Genomic DNA, 20,504 nt, shown 5'->3' on the forward strand with positions numbered 1-20,504 from the left:
GCCGGCTTCCTAAGGGTATTAGGGGTCAAGTCCGGCCAATGGCATAAAATAATTTTTTATGGGCCCCTCTTGCCGCCATGAACGCCCCACTCGCTAGCCACATTTTGAACGGGGCGATGCCGCCCGCCGCTCCCGCGCGATTGCGCGAAATCCCCTACAACTACACGTCGTTTTCCGACCGCGAAATTGTCGGCCGGCTGTTGGGCGATGACGCCTGGAGCCTGCTCACCGATTTGCGCGGCGAACGCCGTACGGGCCGCTCCGCGCGGATGCTGTACGAAGTGCTGGGTGATATCTGGGTGGTGCGCCGCAACCCGTACCTGCAGGACGACCTGCTCGACAACCCCAAGCGCCGCAAGCAGCTCATCGACGCCTTGCACCATCGCCTGGGCGAGATCGACCGCCGCCGCGAACCGGGTTCGCCCACGGAAGAGGGCCATGATCCGCATCGCGACGAAAAGGTCGTTGGCCTGCTGGCCCGCGCACGCTCCGCCATTGCCGCGTTCGAAGGGGAGTTCGACCAGACGACCATGATGCGCAAGCAGGCGCAAAAGGTGCTGGGCCGCATCACCGCCCGCGACAACATCAAGTTCGATGGCCTGTCGCGCGTGTCCCACGTGACGGACGCGACCGACTGGCGCGTGGAATATCCCTTCGTGGTGCTGACGCCGGACTCGGAAGACGAGATCGCCGCGCTGGTCACCGCCTGTATTGAGCTGGGCCTGACCATCGTCCCGCGTGGCGGCGGCACCGGCTACACGGGCGGCGCCATTCCGCTGACGTGGAAATCGGCCGTCATCAACACCGAAAAATTCGACAAGCTGGGCAAGGTCGAGTCCTGTATTTTGCCGGGGCTCACCGAGCCCGTGGCCGTTATCCATGCCGGCGCCGGTGTCGTCACCAAGCGCGTGTCAGAAGCGGCCGAGGCCGCGGGCTTCGTGTTCGCCGTGGACCCCACGTCCGCCGAAGCGTCGTGCGTGGGCGGCAACATCGCCATGAACGCGGGCGGCAAGAAGGCCGTGTTGTGGGGCACCGCGCTCGACAACCTGGCCTGGTGGCGCATGGTGGACCCGGATGGCAACTGGCTTGAAGTCAGCCGCCTGGAACACAACATGGGCAAGATCCATGACGTGGATACGGCGCGCTTCGAGCTCAAGTGGTTCGACGGCAAGGGCAAGCCCGGCGAGCGTCTGCTGAAGACCGAACTGCTGGAAATCAAGGGCCGCGTGTTCCGCAAGGAAGGCCTGGGCAAGGACGTTACCGACAAGTTCCTGGCGGGCCTGCCCGGCATCCAGAAAGAGGGTTGCGACGGCCTGATCACGTCGGCGCGCTGGGTGCTGCACCGCATGCCGCGCCATACGCGCACGGTCTGTATGGAATTCTTCGGGCAGGCGCGCGACGCCATCCCGTCGATTGTCGAGGTCAAGGGCTATCTGGACGGCGAGGGCAAAGCCCGCGGCGCCATCCTGGCCGGCCTGGAACACCTGGACGAACGCTATCTGCGCGCGGTGGGCTACGCCACCAAGAGCAAGCGCGGCGTGCTGCCCAAGATGGTGCTGATTGGCGATATCGTCGGCGACGACGATGACGCCGTGGCCGCCGCCGCCAGCGAAGTCGTGCGCCTGGCCAACACGCGCCATGGCGAAGGCTTTGTGGCCGTGAGCCCCGAAGCGCGCAAGAAATTCTGGCTGGACCGCTCGCGCACCGCCGCGATCGCGCGCCACACCAACGCCTTCAAGATCAACGAAGACGTCGTGATTCCGCTGCCCCGCATGGGCGAATACACGGATCACATTGAACGCATCAACATCGAACTGTCGACCAGCAACAAGTTGAAGCTGCTGGGCGCGCTGGACGCGTACCTTTGTACGCCGCTGCCGGTGGGCAAGGCCGATGATGCCGACATCGAGAACACCCGCGCCGAAGTGCTGGCGGATCGCACCCGCCAGGCGCTTGAACTGCTGGGCGGCGTGCGCCAGCGCTGGCAATGGCTGCTGGACAACCTGGACCTGCCGCTGGCGCAAGCGCTGCCGGAATTGCAGGCGCTGGGGCTGGGCGACGTGTACAACGCGCTGTCCGACCGCCTGGCCGCACAGTCCACCGCGCGCGTGTTCGACGTGGTGCAAGACCGCACCATTCGCGTGTCCTGGAAGACCGAAGTGCTGGCAGGCTTGCAGCGCACGTTCTCGGGCGCGGCGTACAAGAAGATTGTCGACGAGCTCATCGCCATTCACGGCCGCGTGCTGAAAAGCCGCGTGTTCGTGGCGCTGCACATGCACGCGGGCGACGGCAACGTGCACACGAACATCCCGGTCAACTCGGACGACTACGAGATGCTGCGCGAGGCCCATCAGGCTGTTGACCGCATCATGCAGATTGCCCGCGACCTGGACGGCGTGATTTCCGGTGAACACGGCATCGGCCTGACCAAGTACGAATTCCTGACCGAAGCCGAACTGGCGCCGTTCCAGGACTACAAGCGCCGCGTCGACCCCAACGGCCACTTCAACGCCGGCAAGCTGATGCCGGGCGCGGACCTGCGCCATGCCTGGACGCCCAGCTTCAACCTGATGGGCCACGAGTCGCTCATCATGCAGCAAAGCGACATCGGCGCCATTTCGGAATCCATCAAGGACTGCCTGCGTTGCGGCAAGTGCAAGCCCGTGTGCGCCACCCACGTGCCGCGCGCGAACCTGCTGTATTCGCCCCGCAACAAGATTCTGGCGACGTCGCTGCTGGTCGAAGCCTTCCTGTATGAAGAGCAGACGCGTCGCGGCGTCAGCCTGAAGCACTGGGAAGAATTCGAAGATGTAGCTGACCACTGCACGGTCTGCCACAAGTGCTACAACCCCTGTCCCGTGGATATCGATTTTGGCGACGTGTCGATGAACATGCGCGCCGTGTTGCGCCGCATGGGCCGCAAGTCGTTCAACCCGGGCACGGCCAGCGCCATGTTCTTCCTGAACGCGAAAGACCCGGCCACCATCAACGCCACGCGCAAAGCGATGGTGGGCGTGGGCTACAAGGTGCAGCGCGCGGCGCATGACCTGTTCTCGGGCCTGGTGAAGAAGCAGACGGCCAAGCCGCCGGCCACGGTTGGCAAACCGCCGCTGCGCGAGCAGATCATTCACTTCGTGAACAAGAAGATGCCGGGCGGGCTGCCCAAGCAGGCCGCACGCAAGCTGCTGGATATCGAAGACGCGAACTACGTGCCTATCATTCGTGACCCCAAAGCCACGACCGCCGACACCGAAGCCGTGTTCTATTTCCCGGGCTGCGGTTCGGAACGTTTGTTCTCGCAAGTGGGTCTGGCGACCCAGGCCATGCTGTGGCATGCGGGCGTGCAGACGGTGCTGCCGCCGGGCTACTTGTGCTGCGGCTATCCCCAGCGCGGCAACGGCATGACGGACAAGGCCGAGCAGATCATCACCGACAACCGGGTGCTGTTCCACCGGGTCGCCAACACGCTGAACTACCTGGACATCAAGACGGTGGTGGTCAGCTGCGGCACGTGCTATGACCAGCTGTCAGGCTATGAGTTCGACAAGATCTTCCCGGGTTGCCGCCTGATCGACATCCACGAATACCTGCTGGAAAAGGGCATCAAGCTGGAAGGCGCCAAGGGTGTGCGCTACATGTACCACGACCCCTGCCACACGCCGATGAAGCTGCAAGAGCCGATGAAGACCGTGCGCGCCCTGGTGGGCGACGAGGCCATCAAGAGCGACCGCTGCTGCGGTGAGTCGGGCACGTTGGCGGTCAGCCGTCCGGACATCTCCACGCAGGTGCGTTTCCGCAAGCAGGAAGAGCTGTTGAAGGGCGACGCCGACTTGCGCAGCGACGGCTTCACCGGCGACGTCAAGGTGCTGACGTCGTGCCCGTCGTGCTTGCAAGGGCTGTCGCGCTATGAAGGCGATACGAAGATGGAAGCGGACTATATCGTCGTCGAAATGGCTCGCCACATCTTGGGCGAAGGCTGGATGGAAGACTACGTGAAACGCGCCAACGCGGGCGGCATCGAACGCGTGCTGGTGTAAGGCTGCGCGCGCGTCGGCTGGCGCTTATCTGACGGCGTCGCGCGCCTGTCGCCATCACCCCGAAAAAAAACCCGCGTTCATCGCTGAACGCGGGTTTTTTATCGTCTTGCCGGATCACTCCAGCTTGATGTTCGCCTTCTTGATCACGTCCGCCCAGGCGGCGCGTTCTTGTTCGGCGTAGGCCTTGAAGTCTTGCGCCGACATCGGCATCGGCACGACGCCCATGTCCAGCAGCTTCTGCGACACGGCCGGGGTCTTGAGCGTGGCGTCCAGGTCGGCCGACAGCTTCTTCACCACCGCTTCCGGCACGCCGGCCGGGCCGACCAGGCCTTGCCACGCGTAGGCCGTGAAATTGGCCACGCCTTGCTCGGCCATCGTGGGGGTGTCAGGCAGCACCGACACGCGCTCCGGCGTGGCGGCGGCCAGCACGCGCAGCTTGCCGGCCTTGACGTTCGGCAGGCCCGAGGCCAGGTCGATGAACATCACGTCCACTTGTCCGCCCAGCAGGTCCTGGATGGCGGGGGCGGCGCCCTTGTACGGCACGTGCAGCAGGTTGGCGCCCGTGCGCTGCTTGAAGAGTTCCAGCGCCAGATGGTGCGGCGAACCAGCGCCGGCAGAGGCCGCGGTCAGCTTGCCCGGTTCCTTCTTGGCGGCCGCCAGCACGTCGTCCACCGTCTTGTACGGCGAATTGACGTTCACGGCCAACAGCAGCGGGAACTTGGCGATGCCGCCGATGTAGGTGAACTTGGCCGGGTCGTAAGACAGCTTGGCGTACAACGACGAGTTGAACGCCAGCGTGCCGGAGTCGGCCGTGCCGATCATGTAGCCGGTGGGATCGGCCTGCGCGATGGCGGTGGCGCCGATGATGGTGGCGGCGCCGGGGCGGTTTTCGACCACGATGGTCTGGCCCAGCGGCTTTTCCAGGCCGCTGGCGACGGTGCGCGCAACGACGTCGGTGCCGCCGCCGGCCGGGTAGGGCACGATCCAGCGGATCGGTTGCGTGGGCCAGGATTGGGCGGAAGCCGTGGCGGCGGCCAGCGACAGAGCGGCCAGCGCCAACAGGCGCCGTGCGGGGGTATGCATGAAGTGTCTCCTCGTGCGGGGTCAAGTTCGAGCGCGGTGCGCGCTGCGTCTTGCTGTGCGTTGTCAGGGTGCGCGGCTATTTTTGCGCCGCATTTTTGCGCCGCTATTATGCTCGCCTTCGACGCGAAAAGGGGCCGGTGCGGCCCCCTGTTTTCCCGCACCGGTCAGGCGGATTACTGCGGGTCGGGATACGTGCGCGCGCCGAAGATTGCCGTGCCGATCCGCACTTCGGTCGAGCCTTCCTCAATGGCGAGTTCAAAGTCGCCGCTCATGCCCATCGACAAGCGGTCCAGCGAGACGCCCGCGATGTGCTCACCTTGCAGGCGGTCGCGCAGCTCGCGCAGCGTGCGAAAGCATGCGCGCACGGCCTCGGGGTCAGGCGAGTTCACGGCCAGCGTCATCAAGCCTTTCACGTGCAGCGTGGGGAAGTCCGCGGCAATCAAGCGCAGGAAGGCAGGCACGTCGTCGGGCGCCATGCCGAATTTGCTGGGTTCGGATGACGTCTTCACCTGAATCAGCACGTCCAGCGTCCGGCCCTCGTTAACGAGCCGGCGGTGCAGGGCTTCGGCCAGGTCGGCGCGGTCCAGTGACTGCACTTCCGTTGCATCGCGGGCGGCATCGCGGGCTTTATTCGTTTGCAGGTGGCCGATCAGCACCCATTGCAAGCCCTGGCCGGCCAGCGCGGCAGACTTCTGCCGGATCTCCTGCGTCTTGTTTTCGCCAAAGCGCGTCAGGCCCAGCGCCATGGCTTCCCGGATGGCGTCCACGTCGAAGGTCTTGCTGACGGGCAGCAGGACCACGCTGTCAGGTGCGCGGCCGGCACGCGCGCAGGCGTCGGCAATGCGTTGCTGGATCTGGGCGATACGCCCGGCCATGGTGTCGACAGAGGTCATGCAGCTCTCTTGCAGGAACAGGATGTCCCATAGTGTAGGACTCTGGATGATCGTTTCGCCACACTGCCCGCGTGCGTCGTTGACCCTGTGTAATTGGCAGGCTTAGAATTTGCGGAGATTTGTTTATATTTCAATGTTCTAAGCCCTCCGGCGCCGCCCCAGGGTCGTCCATCTTCCTCCAGTCCCCCGCCATGTCCAGCGCAGCGCCAGAATACGCCTTTGCCACGCCTTTCCTGAATCCTCCCGCGTCCCCCATCCGCTCGCTCATGCCCTACGCCATGCGTCCAGGCACGATTTCGCTGGCCGGTGGCTATCCCGCGCAAGCGCTGTTCGATGTCGAGGGCTTGTCGATTGCGTCGACGCAAGTCATGGCCCGCCTGGGCGCGTGTCTGCAGTATTCCAACATCGACGGCCAGGCCAGCCTGCGCCACGAACTGGCCCGCTTGTCGGCCGCGCGCGGCCTGAACTGCAACGCGGATACTGAACTGGTTGTGACGGGCGGCTCGCAGCAGGCGCTGGCCTTGTTGACCCGCGTCATGCTGCAACCGGGTGACCACGCCATCATCGAATCGCCCGCCTTCCCGAACTCCGTGCAAGCGCTGCGCTACACGGGCGCAACCGTACACACGGTGCCTTCGGGCCCGGACGGCATTGATGTGGATGCGCTGGATGAATTGGCTGCCCGCATCAAGCCCAAGATGGTGTGCGTGGTGGCGTCGTTCTCGAACCCCTGCGGCGCGACCATCACGCGCCAGCGCCGCCTGCGCTTGCTGGAACTGGCGGTCAAGCACCGCTTCCTGATCGTTGAAGACGACCCCTATAGCGAACTGCGCTTTGCGGGCGAAGCCGTGCCGCCGATTGCGGCGCTCGCCGAAGGCGAAGCCCGCCATTGGGCCGTGTACCTGGCCAGCATGTCCAAGACCATGGCGCCCGCGCTGCGCATCGGCTGGCTGGTGGCCCCGCCCGAAATCCGCCGCCGTTGCGTCAGCGCAAAAGCGGCCGATGACATGGCGTCTTCGGCCTGGATTCAAGAAGTGGTGGCGCAGTACCTGGCTAATGGCCGCTACGAAGAGCACGTGCCGCGCATCCGCGCCGCTTACGGCCTGCGCTGCGACGCCATGGCCGACGCGCTGGCCCGCGAACTGAACGGCCGCGTCACGTTCCGCAAGCCCGAAGGCGGCATGTTCTTCTGGGCGCGCCTGACGGGCGACATCGACGCCACGCGTCTCTTGCCCTACGCCATCGAACACGAAGTGGTCTATGTGCCGGGCAAGGCCTTCTACGCCAACGCGGAAGAGGCGGATCTCTTCGCCATGCGCATGTCGTTCGCCACCATGAACGAAGCCGAAATCGCGCAAGGCATGGTGCGCCTGGGCCGCGCGCTGGATGCTTGCCAAGCCAACGAGCCGGTGTCGATTTCGCTGGCGGCTTGACGGCCTGACATACCTAAATAAGCGCTGGTTATTTGGCGCGGGCGCTTCATGTCTATAAGCTTCTCGCCTCGGCGCGTCCCCGCGCCCGGCTTAATAGGAATCCAGGTCATGAACATTGCAAAAGGGTTGGTGGGTGCGGCGCTCTTGATGGCGGCGGCGCAAGGCGCGCAGGCGGCAACGGTAGACGTCGTGCGCCAGCGCGGCGCCGTGGCTTGCGGCACGACCACGGGCTTCGCCGGTTTCTCGGCGCCCGATGCGCAAGGCAAGTGGCAGGGTCTGGATGTGGACCTGTGCCGCGCCATCGCGGCGGCGGTGTTCGGTGATGCCAACAAGATCAAGGTGGTGCCGCTGAATTCGCAGCAGCGCTTCACCGCGCTGCAATCGGGCGAAGTGGACGTGCTCACGCGCAACACCACTGTCACTCAGCAGCGCGACACCGCGCTGGGCATCATCCACGCGGGCATCAACTTCTACGACGGCCAGGGGTTCCTGGTGCCGAAGTCGCTGGGGGTGAAAAGCGCCAAGGACATCAACGGCGCCACGATCTGCCTGCAAACCGGCACGTCCAACGAGAACACGCTGGCCGATTGGGCGCGCGCCAACAACGTGACGTACAAGCCGGTCGTGATCGAGACCTTCAACGAAGTGGTCAACGCGTTTGCTGCGGGCCGCTGCGATGTGTTCTCGACCGATGCATCGGGCTTGGCCTCGATCCGCATTTCCAAGCTGCAAAACCCGGACGATTACGTCGTGCTGCCGGAAATCATCTCGAAGGAACCGCTGGGCCCCTTCGTGCGCCAGGGCGACGATACGTGGCTGAACATCGTGCGCTGGTCGTTGTCGGCAATGATTGAAGCCGAAGAATACGGCGTCACGTCCAAGAACGTGGACGAGCAACTGAAAAGCGCTAACCCCAACATCAAGCGCATCCTGGGGGTTACGCCGGGCAGCGGCGCGAACCTGGGGCTGGACGAAAAGTGGGCCTACAACATCGTCAAGCAGGTGGGCAACTACGGCGAAAGCTTTGACCGCAATGTGGGCGAGGGCAGCCCGCTGAAGATCAAGCGCGGATTGAATGCGCAGTGGACCCAAGGCGGTTTGATGTACGCGATGCCGATTCGTTGATGGCCAGGATGGGTTGTGCGCGATGGACTCCCACCGCGCGCAATCCATCATCCCCGCCGGTACAACTCAGCAATCTTCACAAACGCGGTACGCAGTTCCCGCGTGCCGCCTTGAATGATCACGGGCTTGCCCCGATGCGTGAAGATCACCAGCCGCTTTGAAAACAGCATCGGTACGAAGCGCGCGGCGCGCACGTCTTCCCATGCCACTTCGCGGCGCGTGAACCAGGTCTGGCGCAGGCCGTTTTCATCGATCGTGGTGATCGACGTCTGCATGTGCCACGACACAAACAGCAGCCCCACGAAACACAGCACCACCACCACGGCCAGCACGGTATCGAACGGCTGCGCGGGCGCGCGGATGGCGGTGGTGACGACCTGCACGCCCAGCACGGCCAGAATCACCCAGGCCAGGATGCGCACCCAGTCGGGCCAAGCCTGGCCCGACAGCGGCAGCGGGCCGATCTCGCGCAGCAGCGCCGCGCGGTCTTCGGTGGACGGGGCAGGGGCAGGCGTCGTCATGCGGCCCGTTTACGCGGCGCGTTTGGCGGCGATGGCGTTGCCCGCGCGGCTGGAACCCTTGCGGTTCAGATGCGCTGACATCCATTGGCCGATATCAACCACGGCGTCAAAGTCCACGCCCGTGTCGATGTCCAGCCCACGCAGCATGTACAGCACGTCTTCGGTGGCGACGTTGCCCGTGGCGCCCTTGGCGTAGGGGCAACCGCCCAGACCCGCGACCGAGGTGTGGAAAATCGAAATACCCGTTTCCAGCGCGGCCAGGATGTTGGCCAGCGCCTGGCCGTAGGTGTCATGGAAGTGGCCGGACACGTGGGCGGGGTTCACCACGCGCGTCACCGCCGTCATGACGTCGCGCACGCGCTGCGGGGTGCCGACGCCGATGGTGTCGGCAACGTCGATCTCATCAACCTGCATGGCCAGATAGCGCTGCGCCACATCGACCACGGCTTCAACGGGGACTTCGCCTTGGTAGGGACAGCCCAGCGCGCAGCTGATGCTGCCGCGCACGCGCATGCCGGCTTCGCGCGCGGCTTGCACCACGGGTTCGAAGCGGGCGATGGATTCGGCGATGGAGCAGTTGATGTTCTTTTGCGAAAACGCTTCGCTGGCGGCGCCGAAGATCACGATTTCGTCAGCGCCTGCGGCCAGCGCGCCTTCAAACCCCTTCATGTTGGGCGTCAGTACCGAGTAGATCGTGCCGGGGCGGCGCTCGATGCGCGCCATCACGTCGGCGCCGTCGGCCATTTGCGGCACCCACTTGGGTGACACGAACGACGCGGCTTCCACGTTGGGGAAGCCCGCGGCGGACAGCCGGTTGATCAATTCCACCTTGATGTCGGTGGGCACGAATTCCTTTTCATTCTGCAGACCGTCGCGAGGCGACACCTCGACGATCTTCACGCGGGAGGGCAAAGCCATGTCTCTTCCTGGTTCGGTATTGGATGGCGCCGCGGGCAACGCGGCGGCGCTATCGGCAATAGTAGCGCCATCGCATGACGGGCTGCTTGGTCCATCGGACGGAGGCTTCGGATGGATGCCGGCGCAAAAAGTCCCTACTTCAGACGCTGGTATCGGCCGTCGTCCAGGCGGGCGATGCGGCCCTGCAATTCCAGCTCGACCAGCTGCGCCTGCAAGTCGCCGATATCCAGCCCCGTGCGCGCCTGGATGGCGTCCAGGTGCAGCGGGTCGTAGCCCAGGGCGTCCAGCACGGGATGATCCGGTAACGCGGCCTCGGCCTCGCGCGTGTGGCGCGCGGCAGGGGTGGGGCCGCCACCCAGTTCGTCGGTAATGTCCGCAGCGGTTTCGACAAGCTTGGCGCCCTGGCGGATCAGCGCATGGCAGCCGCGCGACAGCGGCGAATGAATGGAGCCGGGGATGGCGAACACCTCGCGCCCGCTTTCGCCGGCCAGCCGGGCCGTGATGAGCGAGCCGCTTTGCTTGGCGGCTTCGACCACCAGCACGCCGCGCGCCAAACCCGCCACGATACGGTTGCGCTTGGGGAAGTGGGGCGGCAGCGCGCCCGTGCCCAATGGAAATTCAGAGACCAGCGCGCCGTGCGCCGCGATGCGGTGCGCCAGGTCGCGATGGCGGGCGGGGTAGATGCGGTCAATGCCGGTACCCATGACGGCGACCGTGCCCGCGCCATCGCGGCCGGCGTCCAGCGCGCCTTCGTGCGCGGCGGCGTCAATACCCAGCGCCAAACCGCTGACGACGCGCCAGCCGTGTGCGGCCAGATGGCGGGCGAAGGCGTGGGCGTTTTCCTGGCCGCCGGGCGTGGCGTTGCGGGCGCCTACCACCGCTAGCGACGGGCCTTGCAGAAACGCCGGGTCGCCCGCCACATACAGCAGGATGGGCGGGTCGGCGATGGTCAGCAGGCTTTGCGGATAGGTCGGGTCAGCCAGCGTCACGATGTGGCGGCCGGGGCCGCTGACCCATTCCAGCGCGCTCTCCACCAGCGCCGCCATATCGGCCGGCATTGGGGCGGCCAGTTGCCGCGCCAGCGCTTCCGGAATGTGGCGGGAGAGCGCCGTGGCGCGTTGCGCGTAGATCTGCTCGGGCAGGCCCAGCGCGCTCAACAGGGTACAGGCGGTGGCAGAGCCGATGTTGGGCTCGAGCGATAAGCGCAACCAGGCGGACAGTTCGTCGGAAGAATGCGTAAGCGGCATGAGCAGGGACGGCGGGGTAAGGCGAGTCAGGCGTTAAGGGTCTGGCAGTGTCGCATGCGGGGGCAGCGGGGTGCGGGCCAGACTGGGACAAAACCGTCACCGCAGCGTCGTTGTAAACGCGTCTGAAAAGCAGGGACACAACCGTGTAGACATCAACGGCGCAATGCCTGACTTAGCCGAAAACTATTAGAAATCAAGACTCTAATGAATTAAACTCTTACCCAAACTTTATTTTGGCGATTCCCCTTCAATGGCTTTACTTCCTATCCTTCGCTACCCGGACCCGCGCTTGCACAAAAAGGCCAAGCCGGTAGCCGAAGTCGACGACCGCATCCGCCAACTGGTGCGCGACATGGCCGAGACCATGTACGACGCGCCCGGCGTGGGCCTGGCCGCAACCCAGGTCGACGTGCATGAGCGCGTGGTCGTGATCGACGTGTCCGAAGACAGCAACGACCTGCTGACGCTGATCAACCCCGAGATCACCTGGCACAGCGACGACTACAAGATCTACGAAGAAGGCTGTCTGTCGGTGCCGGGCATCTACGACGAGGTCGAACGCGCCTCGCGTATTCGCTGCAAGGCGCTGGACATCGACGGCAAGCCCTTCGAGTTCGAAGCCGACGGCCTGCTGGCCGTGTGCGTGCAGCACGAACTGGATCACCTGGAAGGCAAGGTCTTCGTCGAATACCTGTCCAACCTGAAGCAGAACCGCATCAAGACCAAGCTGAAGAAGGCCGAGCGCGAAGCGCTGCGCGACTGATTCCCGGGTTGCTTCCCGCGGGTTGCTTCCCAATTTTCCACTCTTTGGTCCGACACCCCATGCGCCTAGTTTTTGCCGGCACGCCGGAATTCGCCCGTATCGCTTTCGACGCTTTGCGGGCCGCAGGTCACGAGATTCCGCTCGTCATGACTCAGCCCGACCGGCCCGCTGGCCGGGGCTTGAAGCTGACGCCCAGCCCGGTCAAACAGGCGGCTTTGGACGCCGGTATTCCCGTCGCCCAGCCACGCAGCCTGCGTCTGGACGGCCGCTATCCCGACGAGGCCGCCGAGGCCCGCGCGTTGCTGGAGCAGATTGCGCCGGACGTCATGGTGGTGGCGGCCTATGGCCTGATCCTGCCGCAATGGGTGCTGGACCTGCCGCGCCTGGGTTGCCTGAATATCCACGCCAGCCTGTTGCCGCGCTGGCGCGGCGCAGCGCCCATCCAGCGCGCCATTGAAGCGGGCGATGCGCAGACGGGTGTGACCATCATGCAGATGGATCAAGGCCTGGACACGGGCGACATGCTGCTGGAACGCGTGGTACCCATCAACGCTGACACCAACGCTGCGCAACTGCACGACGCGCTGGCCCTGGCCGGTGGCGAAGCCATTGTGCAAGCCCTGAACGCCTTGGCCCAGGGCGGTTTGACGCCAGTGAAGCAACCCGAAGACGGCGTGACGTACGCGGCCAAGCTGGACAAGGCCGAAGCCGCGCTGGACTGCACGCAAGCGGCCGAATTGCTGGAGCGCCGCGTGCGCGCCTTCAACCCCGTGCCGGGCGCCAGCATTCGTTTGCCCGGCCTGGCCGACCCGGTGAAGGTGTGGCGCGCGCAGGTGGTTGCGTCTGACGCCACCGGCGAACCCGGCAGCGTGTTGCGTGCCGACGCATCAGGCATCGATATCGCCACGGGCAGCGGCGTGTTGCGCTTGCTGGAGTTGCAGAAAGCCGGCGGCAAGCGCCAGCCGGTGGATGTGTTCGTGCGCGGCTGGCAACCGGGCTGAACGCTGACGTCTGGCAGCGCGGACCGCTCTGACGGACCCCGACGCTGCCAGCGTGTCTTACGGCTGGCGGCTGGCCAGCAAGTCCAGGTAGGCGCCCGACAGCAGTTGCTTCGCCGACACCCCCAGCCCGGCCATCAAGGTGCGGGCTTCTTCCATGCCATCGCTGGCGCTTTCACCGTCGCGCAGCACCACTTCCAATTCCAGGAATTCCCCCAGGCCCTCGACGCGGTCCAGGTGGATGCGCGTGCGTCCGGCCATGAACACGACGCGCTGCTTCTTCACGCGGCCGATTGCGCCGTACGCCAGCGTCAGCGCTTCGCGCAAGGTGTCGGGCGAGTCGGTGGGCGAGATCACGTAGAAGCTTTCCTTCGGCCCCTTGTCGTCGGCGCGCTGATAGAAGATAAGCTCGCCCGTGCCATCCGCAAACGCGCGCAGTTTCAGCCGGCCGTGGGTGCAGGCGAAGAAGGTGTCGTCTTGCGCGATGGCAACCGGTTCCTGGCCGGACAAGGCGGCAGCCAAGGGTTCGATGGCGTCCAGGCTATCCACCTGGGCCTTGATTTCCACATTGCGGGCCATGAGCGACACCTCTACGTTGCGATCAGTACAGCGTGCTGGCTACGCGGGCGGGCAAGTCGCGGTCGTAAGTCACGCCATCAAACGTGCCGGCCGTCAGATCCGACAGTACGCGGCCGACGCTGGGCAAAGCGCTGCGCGGCACTTGGGTGGACGCATCCCACAGCCGCGAACGCAGCAGCGCGAGCGAACACTGGAAGTACACAGTTTGCACATCCACGATCAGCACGGAACGCGGCAGCTTGCCATCCATTTCAAAACGCGCCAGCAAGGCCGGGTCAACGCTGATGCGCGCTGTGCCGTTCACGCGCAGGGTCTCGCCCACGCCGGGTATCAGAAACAACAGCGCCACACGCGGATCGGCCAGCACGTTTTGCAGGCTGTCGACGCGGTTGTTGCCGCGGCGGTCGGGCAGCAGCAACGTCTTTTCGTCTTCGACCACCACGAAGCCTGCGGGGTCGCCGCGGGGGGACGCATCCAATCCGCCGGGGCCTGACGTTGCCAGCACGGCAAACGGCGCGGCCTCGATGAACGCGCGATAGTGCGGGTGCACGTGATCCACTTCTTTCTTCAGCGAGGCTTCGCCGGGCGCGCCGTAGAGCGCCTGCAAGGCATCGGCGTCGGTGATGAGGTGCGCGGGATCAGTGTGCATGGCAAGGTTCCGGTTCAGGCCAGGATGGCGGAAAGGTCGTCGACAGCAAGGAATTGTTCGTCCGGGCCGCGTTCACGCAGCGCGTCCATGTGGTTATAGCCCCAAGCGACGGAACCGACACGCACGCCGGCCTTGCGGGCGGCGTCGATGTCGCGCATCTCATCGCCTACCAGCAAGAAACGTTCCGGCGCGATGGTGTGGCGGCGCATCAGGCGGTCGATCTTGGCGGCCTTGCCGAACAGGTCGGTGCCGCATTCATAGTCGTCAAACAGCGCGGCCGTTTCCGCGCCCAGCACGCGCTGCACATTTTCGATGGAGTTCGAGCTCACCACCGCCAGCCGCATGCCGCTGGCCTTCAACTGCGCGAGCGCGGCAGGAATGCCGTCGAACAGGTGCACGCTGGGGTCGATGTCCTGCATCAGCGTGCGCACGTGCGTCATGATCGACGGCAGCTTCCACAGCGGGATGCCCAGATACTTCAGGATCTCGGAGGCTTCGCGGTGGCGCAGCTGGTCGCGTTCCGACAAGTCGATTTTGCGAAAACCATACTTGTCAGCCACCGTGTTGAGGATGGAATTGAACCAGGGCATGGTGTCCGCCAGGGTTCCGTCGAAATCAAAAGCAGCAAGGTCGTATTTCAAGTAATCAATCCGATAGCCGGCTGGCGGCAAGGCCTACTAGCCGTTGGGGTGAAGCAGATAATGGACGACCGGCGCCAGGCCTTCCAGCGGCGGCGCGCTGGCCACGACGCGGGCAGCGTTGGTCCACGGGTAGTCCAGGCCCAGCAGCCAGCCAAAGACGGCGGGCATGTCGCCGGGCGGCAGCGTCACCATGGTTTCGATGGTGATGGTCAGGTCGGTCGCGCGATACGGTTCGGGCTGGAACTTCCAGTCATAGCGGCCACAGCCCACGCGCACGTTGCCGGTGGCCTTTTCCGTCATGCCGACGATCCAGTCGCATTGGTAATCAGGCAGCCGCTCGCCGGACTCGGGGCGCGACAGGTAGAACGTGTACACGTTCTCGTAGGTTTGGCCAAATTTGCGCACCAGCGTGTCGGCAATTGCGGCTGCGCCATGCGATTCGGGCGGGAAGGCAATGGCCTGCGTGCGCAGCGCCATTTTCAGCACGGCGTCGGGGGCGAACGCACGCATCATGAAGTGCGGGCGGTTTTCGTCCTTCGCGTGAAAGTAGTCGCGCAGCACGGACTCGGTGCTGGAAGGGGACAACGAATCAGAGGACATTACGTGGGTTTCCGTCATGGTCTTGATATGGGTGTCAGGCGGCCTTTATGGGATCGAACCATTTCGAGACATTGGGCGGCTCGTAAATGGCGTAGCGGTCAAGCAGCACGGCCGGGTCTTCTTCCACCACCAGCATGTCGCGATGCTGCGGACGGATGAAGGCTTCGTCGACGGCGTGGTCCACAAACTGGACCAGCGCATCGTAGTACCCCGCAATGTTCAGCAAGCCGCAGGGCTTTTGATGCATGTTCAATTGCGCCCAGGTCCAGACTTCGAAGAATTCCTCAAGCGTGCCGGCGCCGCCGGGCAGGGCGATGAAGCCGTCGGCCTTGTCGATCATCATCGCCTTGCGTTCGTGCATGTTCTGCACCAGGTGCAGCTCGGTCAGGCCGCGATGCGCCTGTTCCTTCTTTTGCAGCAACTCGGGAATCACGCCAATCACGCGGCCGCCGCCCGCCAGCACTTCATTGGCGATCACGCCCATGATGCCGACGACCGATCCGCCGTACACCAGGCCCAGATCCCGTTTGACCAGTTCGCGGGCCAGTACGCGGGCTTGCTCGATGTAGTCGGGGCGCGTGCCCGGATTCGAGCCGCAATACACGCAGATGTTCTTCAGAGTCATAAAAGGGTTGCAGATTGCCGGGCCAGTTACAGATTGCGTCACCGGCTTTTCGGGAAGCCGATAGTTTACGCAAGGTTTGACCGAGGGGTTTTCGCCCCTTGGGGGTGGCGCAAAACGGGGGCGGGAGCAATGTTTGGACACAGCAAGATCCGCCATGATCGGTAGACTCAATCATTCGGTACGACTGGATATCCAGCGTCGTCGTGCTTTCACTAACCTAGAGGAGCTAACGATATGGAACAAGCAACCCGAAACCCCCGCCCCTTCGACATGGACGTGAAGGCGATACGCGCCAAGGCGCGTCAGGATATTGAATCTGGCGCCGTCACGGACAGCTACCGTGCAGACCGGCAGACCGTGTTGAAACTGCTGAACGAGGCGCTGGCCACCGAGATCGTCTGTGTGCTGCGCTACAAGCGCCACTACTTCATGGCCCGTGGATTGAACGCCGAACCGGTGGCCGCGGAATTCGCCGAACACGCGGCGCAGGAACAGCAGCACGCGGACCAACTGGCCGAACGCATTGTGCAGCTGGGCGGCGAACCGAACCTGTCGCCCAAGGGCATTCTGGACCGCAGTCATTCCGAGTATGTCGAAGGCAATACGCTGGAAGACATGATCAAGGAAAACCTGATCGCTGAGCGCATCGCCATCGACAGCTATCGCCAGATGATCGAATACATCGGCGAACAGGACTCCACCACGCGCCGCATGCTGGAAGAAATCCTGGCGGTGGAAGAGGAACATGCCGACGATATGTCGGACTTTCTGGCCAAGACGTAAGCGAAAGCAGCAATAGGAAGACGGATGCGCGACCGCGCAGACGTAAAAAAACCCGGCCTTGCGAGGCCGGGTTTTGTTTTGGGGTGAAGGCGTTTTTCGCTTTTCGCCTTACCCGCCAGGATCAGATCACGTCGCCCCACAGGTCGTATTCGTCGGAATCCGTGACGCGCACGCGCACCATGTCACCCGCCTTCAAGGGCTTGTCCGAACTGACGTAGACGCAGCCGTCGATCTCGGGCGCGTCGGCGCTGCTGCGGCCCACGGCGCCGTCTTCGTCGACCTCATCAATCAGCACATCGATCTCGCGGCCGACCTTGCGGGCCAGGCGCGCGGTCGAGATGCCTTGCTGCAATTCCATGAAGCGTTCCCAGCGGTCTTGCTTCACGTCGTCCGGCACGGGGTTGTCCAGCAGATTCGCGGGCGCGCCTTCCACCGGCGAATACTGGAAACAGCCCACGCGATCCAGCTGCGCTTCCTGCATCCAATCGAGCAGGTACTGGAAGTCTTCCTCGGTTTCGCCGGGAAAGCCCACGATGAAGGTCGAACGAATGGTCAGGTCGGGGCAGATCTCGCGCCAGCGCTTGATGCGCGCCAGCGTCTTGTCTTCAAACGCCGGGCGCTTCATGGCCTTCAGGATGCGCGGGCTGGCGTGCTGGAAGGGAATGTCCAGGTACGGCAGGATCTTGCCTTCCGCCATCAGCGGAATCACTTCGTCCACGTGCGGATACGGGTACACGTAGTGCAGGCGCGTCCAGATGCCCATTTCGGACAAGGCCAGACAGAGCTCGGTCATGCGCGTCTTGACCGGGCGGCCATTCCAGAACCCGCTGCGGTACTTCACATCCACGCCGTAGGCGCTGGTGTCTTGCGAGATCACCAGCATTTCCTTCACGCCGGCTTTGACCAGGCGCTCGGCTTCGCTCAAGACATCGCCCACCGGACGGCTGACGAGGTCGCCGCGCATCGACGGAATAATGCAGAAGCTGCAACGGTGATTACAGCCTTCCGAGATCTTCAGATAAGCGTAGTGGCGCGGCGTGAGCTTCACGCCTTGCGGCGGCACCAGATCCAGATAGGGGTTGTGGTCCTGCTTGGGCGGCGCGGCCTCATGCACGGCGCGCACCACCTCTTCATATTGCTGAGGGCCAGTCACCGCGAGTACGCTGGGGTGCACCTTGCGAATCACCGATTCCTCAACGCCCATACAGCCGGTGACGATCACCTTGCCGTTTTCGGCCAGCGCTTCGCCAATGGCTTCCAGCGACTCCGCCTTGGCGCTGTCGATGAATCCACAGGTGTTGACGACGACAACATCCGCGTCGTTGTACTCGGGCGTGACTTCGTACCCTTCGGTGCGCAGTTGGGTCAGGATGCGTTCGGAGTCGACCAGGGCTTTAGGACAGCCCAGGCTGACGAAGCCGACTTTGGGGGAAGACATGGAATACCTCGGTGGGCGCGAGCCGGCGCCAATGATCAAAAGCTGCGCAATTTTAGCGCGGGCAGAGCGGGGGCCATTATTTTAGGGGAAACCGCCGAAAATCAAAGGGTTACTTGCATGGGGCCGGGCGCAATGTGTCCCAGGCGCTGCGGCGCCGTTCCCTGGCAGGGACGGAAAAGTGAAAATCTGAAAATTACTAAAATCCATCAACGTCGCCCAATAACATTAAAACGTCGTTCAAATATTAGTAAAAATCAGATTTTGACCCGTTGCGGCGATTTCTTGTGGTTATTGGCTATCTTGTATCGCAAACTACATCCACATTTAGTTTCATCGAGATAGATGGCGCCCGCGGCTCGCTGAGGCGCCGAACCGTTATGAATTCCCATTGGTGCCGGCGTGTCGCCGCAAGTATTTTGATCGCGGCGGGCGCTTTTCCCACCGAGCCCATCGCGCAGACTCCGCCGGAAGCGGTGCTGCGACCCGTGGAGGTTGAACGCAGACAAGAGCAAGAACTGGACGCTCAGCGCGCCCGCGCGGCCGAGCGTCCGGACGTCATGTCCTCGGGCGGCGATACCGGCGCAGCCGGGCTGGAGCTGCCCGTTGAGACGCCTTGCTTCGTGATTCGCGATCTGTCCTGGGAGCAAGCCGCGCCGCCTACGGCCATGGCTGGGGCCGCAAGCGGCGTCATCGTCGGCCACTGCGTCGGCGGGCAAGGCTTGCGCCGCTTGCAAGACCATCTGAATGGTTTGCTGATTCAAGGCGGGCAAGTCACCGCGAGGGTGGTCGTGCCTGAACAGTCCCTGGCCGCAGGGGTGCTGACCTTGCGCTACTTGCCGGGCCGCATTTCTGGCGTGCAAGACGAAGGCGCCATCGGCTGGTGGCGCACCGCGATGCCGACCGGCCCCGGCGGCAATTTGAATCAGCGTGATCTGGACCAGGCGTTGGAGAACATTCGCCGGCTTCGCGGCCAGTCCGACGCCGCCATCGACGTCGCTCCAGGCCCGGAACTGGGCGACTCCGACATCATCCTGCGCCCAGGCACCGGCAAACGCTGGCATGGCTATGTGGGCGGCGACAACGGCGGGCTGGATGCCATCGGCAAGTATCAGGTCAACGCCGGACTGACCCTGGATTCCCCTTTGTTCCTGTACGACCAGTTGTCCGTCGCGTGGAACAGCAACGCGCGCTGGCGCGACGCAGATTCAAACACGCGGGCGGCGTCCATCCACTACAACATTCCGTTTGGCTACTGGGCCGTGTTCGCCAGCGCCAGCAAATCCACCTATCGCCAAGCCGTGGCCGGCTTCGATGAGCCCATCGTCTACGGGGGCACGACCAAGCAGCTGCAAGCGGGCGTGTCGCTGGTGCCTTATCGCGGCGCTGATTACAAGGGCACGGCGACGTTGGCCCTGCTGCGCAAACGCGTTGGCAGCACGTTGAACGATGAGCCCATCGATGTTCAACGGCGCGACGTCACGGGCTACGACTTGAACGTTGCGCACCGCCACTATCTGGGCCGCGCGGTGCTGGACATGGGCGCAGGCGTGCGCGGCACGCTGACCGGCTTGTCCGACCAGCCCGGCTACGTCTACGGCAAGCCCGATTGGAACGGCCGCAGCACCATCGTTGCCGCCAATGCCGGCCTGTACCTGCCGTTCCAGATGGCGGACCAACCCTGGGCCTACCACGTGAACTGGCAAATCCAGCATGCCAAGACGCCCGTGGTGCCCTCGGACTATTTCACCATCGGCAACCGCTATGCGGTGCGTGGTTTCGACGGACAGATGACCTTGGCGGCCGAAGACGGCTGGACGCTGCGCAACGACTTGTCGCTGGGCCTGGACAACATGCTGGGAGCGCCCGGCCATCAACTGTATGCGGGCGTGGACGTGGGTCGCGTGGGCGGCGAATCGGCGCAATGGTTATCGGGGCGCACGTTGGCAGGAGCGGTCACCGGACTGCGCGGGCGCTTATCGGTTCCGTACGTTCAAGCCAGCTACGACCTGTCTGCCGGTTGGCCGCTGAAAAAACCTGAGTCGTTAAAGACCGCCTCTACCGTTTTCGCCGCCGCCTTGATGTTCGAGTTCTGATGCCGCGGCCTTGTGCCGCCGGCTTTCCTGATTGATCTGGTCGACATCGCCCGGGGCTTGTGCCCGGGGCGCGACGGC

Annotated in this window: 18 protein-coding genes; 7 read left to right on the forward strand and 11 right to left on the reverse strand. The window is 64.1% G+C overall.

Translation table 11 applies throughout. The annotated features are described in order from the left end of the window. Positions 1-77 precede the first annotated feature (77 nt). The gene (locus AC1DSJ_RS26580; protein WP_054420649.1) at positions 78-4,037 is read left to right on the forward strand and encodes a DUF3683 domain-containing protein; all 3,960 of its coding nucleotides are present in this window, start codon (positions 78-80) and stop codon (positions 4,035-4,037) included. A gap of 114 nt (positions 4,038-4,151) precedes the next feature. Here the strand turns inward: AC1DSJ_RS26580 and AC1DSJ_RS26585 are convergent, their stop codons facing one another. Together AC1DSJ_RS26585 and AC1DSJ_RS26590 are read right to left on the reverse strand one after the other, a co-directional pair. Then, entirely contained in the window at positions 4,152-5,120 is a 969-nt protein-coding gene (locus tag AC1DSJ_RS26585) for a Bug family tripartite tricarboxylate transporter substrate binding protein (RefSeq protein WP_054420648.1), read from the reverse strand. A gap of 173 nt (positions 5,121-5,293) precedes the next feature. Next, positions 5,294-6,013, reverse strand: coding sequence for a YggS family pyridoxal phosphate-dependent enzyme (locus AC1DSJ_RS26590; RefSeq protein WP_054420647.1), 720 nt, complete (start codon positions 6,011-6,013; stop codon positions 5,294-5,296). Between the two features lie 191 nt (positions 6,014-6,204). Between AC1DSJ_RS26590 and AC1DSJ_RS26595 the strand changes: the two genes are divergently transcribed. Together AC1DSJ_RS26595 and AC1DSJ_RS26600 are read left to right on the forward strand one after the other, a co-directional pair. After that, on the forward strand, positions 6,205-7,446 hold the full coding sequence (locus AC1DSJ_RS26595; RefSeq protein ID WP_054420646.1) for an aminotransferase-like domain-containing protein: 1,242 nt from the start codon (positions 6,205-6,207) through the stop codon (positions 7,444-7,446). 108 nt (positions 7,447-7,554) lie between these two features. Continuing rightward, positions 7,555-8,571 (forward strand): amino acid ABC transporter substrate-binding protein, encoded by a 1,017-nt coding sequence (locus AC1DSJ_RS26600; protein ID WP_441372512.1) that lies wholly within the window; start codon positions 7,555-7,557, stop codon positions 8,569-8,571. Between the two features lie 47 nt (positions 8,572-8,618). On the opposite strand, the gene AC1DSJ_RS26605 is transcribed toward AC1DSJ_RS26600, so the two are convergent. The 3 genes from AC1DSJ_RS26605 to dprA all read right to left on the reverse strand — a co-directional run bounded on the left by AC1DSJ_RS26605 (position 8,619) and on the right by dprA (position 11,257). Beyond that, the gene (locus AC1DSJ_RS26605; RefSeq protein ID WP_342067184.1) at positions 8,619-9,092 is read right to left on the reverse strand and encodes a hypothetical protein; all 474 of its coding nucleotides are present in this window, start codon (positions 9,090-9,092) and stop codon (positions 8,619-8,621) included. A 9-nt stretch (positions 9,093-9,101) separates the two neighbouring features. Beyond that, entirely contained in the window at positions 9,102-10,010 is a 909-nt protein-coding gene (locus tag AC1DSJ_RS26610; RefSeq protein WP_054420643.1) for a hydroxymethylglutaryl-CoA lyase, read from the reverse strand. A 134-nt stretch (positions 10,011-10,144) separates the two neighbouring features. Continuing rightward, entirely contained in the window at positions 10,145-11,257 is a 1,113-nt protein-coding gene (dprA, locus tag AC1DSJ_RS26615) for a DNA-processing protein DprA (RefSeq protein ID WP_441372511.1), read from the reverse strand. Between the two features lie 250 nt (positions 11,258-11,507). Here dprA and def point away from each other — a divergent pair, with 250 nt between their 5' ends. Both def and fmt read left to right on the forward strand, forming a co-directional pair. Next, positions 11,508-12,020 carry a peptide deformylase gene (gene def / locus AC1DSJ_RS26620; RefSeq protein ID WP_175171736.1) on the forward strand — a complete coding sequence of 171 codons (513 nt, stop codon included), beginning with the start codon at positions 11,508-11,510 and terminating at the stop codon, positions 12,018-12,020. Positions 12,021-12,079: 59 nt separating this feature from the next. Further along, entirely contained in the window at positions 12,080-13,021 is a 942-nt protein-coding gene (gene fmt, locus AC1DSJ_RS26625; protein ID WP_054420640.1) for a methionyl-tRNA formyltransferase, read from the forward strand. A gap of 57 nt (positions 13,022-13,078) precedes the next feature. Here fmt and AC1DSJ_RS26630 read toward each other — a convergent pair whose 3' ends face one another. The 5 genes from AC1DSJ_RS26630 to AC1DSJ_RS26650 are packed head-to-tail and all read right to left on the reverse strand — an operon-like array spanning position 13,079 to position 16,112. Further along, the gene (locus AC1DSJ_RS26630; protein ID WP_054420639.1) at positions 13,079-13,597 is read right to left on the reverse strand and encodes a class IV adenylate cyclase; all 519 of its coding nucleotides are present in this window, start codon (positions 13,595-13,597) and stop codon (positions 13,079-13,081) included. A gap of 22 nt (positions 13,598-13,619) precedes the next feature. After that, positions 13,620-14,246 (reverse strand): pyridoxamine 5'-phosphate oxidase family protein, encoded by a 627-nt coding sequence (locus tag AC1DSJ_RS26635; protein ID WP_441372510.1) that lies wholly within the window; start codon positions 14,244-14,246, stop codon positions 13,620-13,622. Positions 14,247-14,260: 14 nt separating this feature from the next. Then, a complete protein-coding gene (locus AC1DSJ_RS26640; protein ID WP_054420637.1) occupies positions 14,261-14,887 on the reverse strand; it encodes an HAD hydrolase-like protein in 627 nt (208 codons plus the stop codon). Between the two features lie 36 nt (positions 14,888-14,923). Further along, the gene (locus tag AC1DSJ_RS26645) at positions 14,924-15,487 is read right to left on the reverse strand and encodes a hypothetical protein (protein WP_346553456.1); all 564 of its coding nucleotides are present in this window, start codon (positions 15,485-15,487) and stop codon (positions 14,924-14,926) included. A gap of 34 nt (positions 15,488-15,521) precedes the next feature. Next, a complete protein-coding gene (locus AC1DSJ_RS26650) occupies positions 15,522-16,112 on the reverse strand; it encodes an LOG family protein (protein ID WP_054420635.1) in 591 nt (196 codons plus the stop codon). Between the two features lie 234 nt (positions 16,113-16,346). Between AC1DSJ_RS26650 and AC1DSJ_RS26655 the strand changes: the two genes are divergently transcribed. Then, positions 16,347-16,895, forward strand: coding sequence for a ferritin-like domain-containing protein (locus AC1DSJ_RS26655; RefSeq protein ID WP_054420634.1), 549 nt, complete (start codon positions 16,347-16,349; stop codon positions 16,893-16,895). A 121-nt stretch (positions 16,896-17,016) separates the two neighbouring features. On the opposite strand, the gene rimO is transcribed toward AC1DSJ_RS26655, so the two are convergent. Then, positions 17,017-18,333 carry a 30S ribosomal protein S12 methylthiotransferase RimO gene (gene rimO, locus AC1DSJ_RS26660; protein ID WP_054420633.1) on the reverse strand — a complete coding sequence of 439 codons (1,317 nt, stop codon included), beginning with the start codon at positions 18,331-18,333 and terminating at the stop codon, positions 17,017-17,019. Between the two features lie 377 nt (positions 18,334-18,710). Here rimO and AC1DSJ_RS26665 point away from each other — a divergent pair, with 377 nt between their 5' ends. Beyond that, entirely contained in the window at positions 18,711-20,426 is a 1,716-nt protein-coding gene (locus AC1DSJ_RS26665; RefSeq protein ID WP_441372509.1) for a ShlB/FhaC/HecB family hemolysin secretion/activation protein, read from the forward strand. Positions 20,427-20,504 lie beyond the last annotated feature (78 nt).

This window comes from Achromobacter sp. 01N37, from assembly GCF_056399725.1.